This is a genomic window from Xanthomonas axonopodis, assembly GCF_001304695.1.
Taxonomy (GTDB): domain Bacteria; phylum Pseudomonadota; class Gammaproteobacteria; order Xanthomonadales; family Xanthomonadaceae; genus Xanthomonas; species Xanthomonas axonopodis.
On record NZ_JFAQ01000086.1, the window covers coordinates 1 to 3,524 of the forward strand.

Sequence of the window (3,524 nt, forward strand, 5' to 3'; positions counted from 1 at the left end):
CAGGACGGGGGGACGTCGCCCCAACCAGGCCGGCAGACACGACCACGGCGCGATGACCCGCACGCACCAGCGCGGCGGCGATTTCCAGGGTGGAGCGCCGGCAGCAGTTGCACCACGGTCGGGCGGTGCATCCGGCCAGGATCAGCCGGCGAGCACGAACAACGCGCCGCAATACGGGCACTTGGCTTCGCAGTTGGGCTCGTCCTCGATCGGCAGATACACGCGCGGATACGAGTTCCACAGCGCCATCTGCGGCGTCGGGCAGCTCAACGGCAGGTCGCCGCGATGCACGGTGTAACGCGTTTGCGCATTGGCGGGCGCGGTGGCGGTCTGGCTCATGGCGGTGCGATCGTAAAGGGAACGGATGCCGGCATTCTAGCAGGCCATCAACCAAGCGCCGCCGGAACCTTTTTGTCCCGACGCGCTGACTGCATCCGAGAGCTGAACCGCCCCGGGGATATAGCAACTGTCTGCGAACTTATCCGGCTTGATCGTTTCTAGCACTGGCCCTTCCAAGCGCATTGAGGAACGCACCGGGATCTGTCGGTCTTAGGACAATGTCGAAGTCTTCGAAAGTCGGGACATAGACTCGATCTGCTTTATGGGTGTCGACTGCGAAAACCCGCTTAGGGCCTTTCGAAGAGAACCATCCCAAATTCAGTCCTGGCCAGCCTAATCCGTTTGTCCTCCAACCCAGGCGAAAAGGATCGTCGGGTAGAAGGATGCGTGCATGAGCCACATCAATTCGATCCAGCGGCACCTTCACCTTGTAAAGGCCGCCACCAGCAACAAGACTGTCCTCAATAATATCGATTCTGGCTGTAGCCAGTAACGATGCGATCAATGCAAAGACAACCACAGCAATCGCAAGTGATAGCACCCATTGCCCTTGACCCACCGTCAGTGCAATAGAAACCATTACTGCAAGGGCGAGAACCACGAGCGCTGAAACTGATTTCCAGTTCAAAGCGTTTACCGAAAATCTCTCAAGTTGTTTTGCTGACATATTCAAACTCCCATAGCTTTGTAGGCATAAAGGGCAATGGCTTCTGCAATACGATCAGCGCTCTCGGATGAGATGTCGAGAATCTGAGTGTTGCGTAGCGCTTGAATCACCGCGACGCTTTCAGCCAGCATCACCGCCCGAGCGCTTTCTTCTAGGATAGCTCTCTCACCCGTGAGCGCAGCAATCTTCATGGCGCGCTCATAGCTCTTGGTAAGGTTCGGATCAGCTTCAGCAAGCTTGCCAAAACTCGTGGCGGACTGCATGGCTAGGTTGGAGCTGGGACTGTTGGTTCCAGGCCCCCCCCCACACACCCAGCCAGCCAGCCAGCCAGCGGTGTAAACCCAAAGCACTGCTGCAGCGGCGACCGTGACGACAACCACTGCAATAGTAGCTGCGAAAATTGCCAATGCCGGGGATGTCCCGAGCTCAACTTTGACAAGCTGATAAGTCATGGCGAGATCGTCGTCTGTCGCCCCCGCACCAGGTGACGAAAGCATGGTAAGAAACGACTCTCGTTCTTGGCCTGGGAGCTGCATCAGGCCCTTTTGCAACATAGAACGAAGTTCATCGACTTTCCCGGAAATAGCAGTTTCGATCTCTTTTTGCAACACACTCGAATCAAAGTTCAGAACACCTGTGGATTTGAGGTGTTGCATGAACGAAGCGTAGTCCTTGTTCGCAATTGCATCCCTCACCACTGGCTGAGAGATCGTAGCTACTAGTCGAAGCGTTTCGTCTTCAAGAATGGAGTCGGAATGATCAAGGCCGTGCCTGGACAAGTAAGCCCTGGGCGAGCAAGCAAAGGCCTCACCCTCCTCGGGCGAGTCGAGAACGCCAAGCACGATCGTAGAAATGGAGCGAATTTTTTCCCAAAAGTGATGCGGAAGGCCGGACCTCGACAAAGACAAGACGAGCTTGCCCGAGTAGTCATCAACAGCGCTGGCAACGGGTTCAACACTTGCAGGAGTTCCGTAAAGTCGAGTCCCTGCTGATGCCCCTCCCGCCAGCAGCGGGGTAGAGACCAATGCCGCCTGGATGAATTTCCTACGCTCCATGTGCAACCTCCTTTTGATTTAGGACAGACTTCGATGCTGCCGCTCTGGCGATCTCAAATCGGGTCAGGACGTTCTCGATGTGGGACTGGTAAACCTCCATAAGCTTGCTTCGGATTGCTGGGGTTTTGTGTAAAATTGCACAAGCCTGGCAGCCGTGGACGACACCATCTAGGTATGAGGGTGCGGCATCGCCCATCACATTTCCGATGATGGCGTAGGGCCCGTCGGCGCGGAGCCAATACTTCAGAAAGTCGTCGGCTTGCGCTTCGAAAAGTTCTTTCATGTTGGAACCGTCATTCCTGCCGAGACGCATCTCAGGAATGTGTTCAAGGGTTAGCCCACAACACGCAGATAAATTATCGTGTGGCGTGACAACCAAATTGTCAAAAACTTGCTCGCATCCCTTTCTGATCAGCTGCAGGTCAGCCTCTTGCTTTCTGGCGGGGGCGTCAGCGTGGAAGGGCATCCAGTAGTTGTTGACGAGTCGAAAGCCAGGGGTTTTCATCAATTCCTGAATCCGCTCACTGCTTCGCAATGATAGGTAGCAGTTACTTTCCATAGTGTCGGTTTCGACGGTTATTAATGCATCGATGCCCGAAGCGATTGCCGCTTCGGCGGCATTGATGATGCTGCTTTCCGGTACAAACTCCTGATGATCACGGCCTGTACTTAGATTGAGTTCGCCAAGTCCGCTTTTAGCAAGTTCAGCGCATAACGTACCCGCACGCTCGATTCTCTTAGCCCACGACCCATTGGACACAATTCGGGTTTTGAGCCCTAGTTCGGTAGAGTGAGCGACGCTTTTGACGAGTTCATCTTTCAAGAGAAACGCCTCGCCACCACTGAAAACGGCTAAGCCAAGGGCGGGATAGGCTCTCTTGGCCTCCGTCAGGCGTTCTCGAATGACCTCACCTTCCAACCCCCCCTTTCAATCGAGGGCTAGACTCGAAGCAGCACTGCTTGCAGGCGGCAGTACACTGATAGGTGCATAAAACGGTAATACTTCGGGGAGTTATCTTGAAAAGCACTGGCCCGCTCCTTGAGAAAGGTATTACAATTCGCGCAGAGCCCGAGCAATGTAGTCATAACGCCTAAAACCCCTCGCATTACGCGTCGCAAACAGCGGAAGGGGTAGGGCTATTATTGATCGTCCCTGACGCGTCCATTTTCGATTCGTCAGGTTTTCCCACAAGCTTGAAAGCTTGTCAATAAGAGCGGCTAACAAAACTACTGCGCAGCCGCCAGACGGGCGCGGCCGGTGCTCGGAATCCTCAATGTACCCCTCGTACACTCCGGTTCCTGTGCGCCATCCACGCCCACCTGACGACCGCTCGCTACGTTTTGTTAGCCACTCTAAGTGCATCCGGCCGCAGGCCGGTTGCGCATGCGGGGTATCATGGCGCGGCAGGGGCGGGGTGGGCGATCGCGGGTCTCGGTTTGTGCGCCGTGTCCGGTCTCGCGCA

At 55.4% G+C, this 3,524-nt stretch carries 4 protein-coding genes and 1 other RNA gene; 1 reads left to right on the forward strand and 4 read right to left on the reverse strand.

What is annotated here, in order from left to right; genetic code table 11:
- Positions 1-141: 141 nt before the first annotated feature.
- The 4 genes from XAXN_RS08740 to XAXN_RS08750 form a co-directional block, all read right to left on the reverse strand.
- A complete protein-coding gene (locus tag XAXN_RS08740; protein WP_054319250.1) occupies positions 142-339 on the reverse strand; it encodes a zinc-finger domain-containing protein in 198 nt (65 codons plus the stop codon).
- 139 nt (positions 340-478) lie between these two features.
- Positions 479-1,006 carry a PH domain-containing protein gene (locus XAXN_RS21050; RefSeq protein ID WP_134980650.1) on the reverse strand — a complete coding sequence of 176 codons (528 nt, stop codon included), beginning with the start codon at positions 1,004-1,006 and terminating at the stop codon, positions 479-481.
- Positions 1,007-1,008: 2 nt separating this feature from the next.
- The gene (locus XAXN_RS08745; protein ID WP_054319251.1) at positions 1,009-2,061 is read right to left on the reverse strand and encodes a hypothetical protein; all 1,053 of its coding nucleotides are present in this window, start codon (positions 2,059-2,061) and stop codon (positions 1,009-1,011) included.
- Positions 2,051-2,980 (reverse strand): hypothetical protein, encoded by a 930-nt coding sequence (locus XAXN_RS08750; protein WP_241148111.1) that lies wholly within the window; start codon positions 2,978-2,980, stop codon positions 2,051-2,053. The genes XAXN_RS08745 and XAXN_RS08750 overlap by 11 nt, the downstream gene beginning before the upstream one ends.
- A gap of 355 nt (positions 2,981-3,335) precedes the next feature.
- On the opposite strand from XAXN_RS08750, the gene XAXN_RS21055 reads away from it, so the two are divergent.
- Positions 3,336-3,411, forward strand: a non-coding RNA gene (locus XAXN_RS21055) — sX9 sRNA.
- Positions 3,412-3,524: the final 113 nt, after the last annotated feature.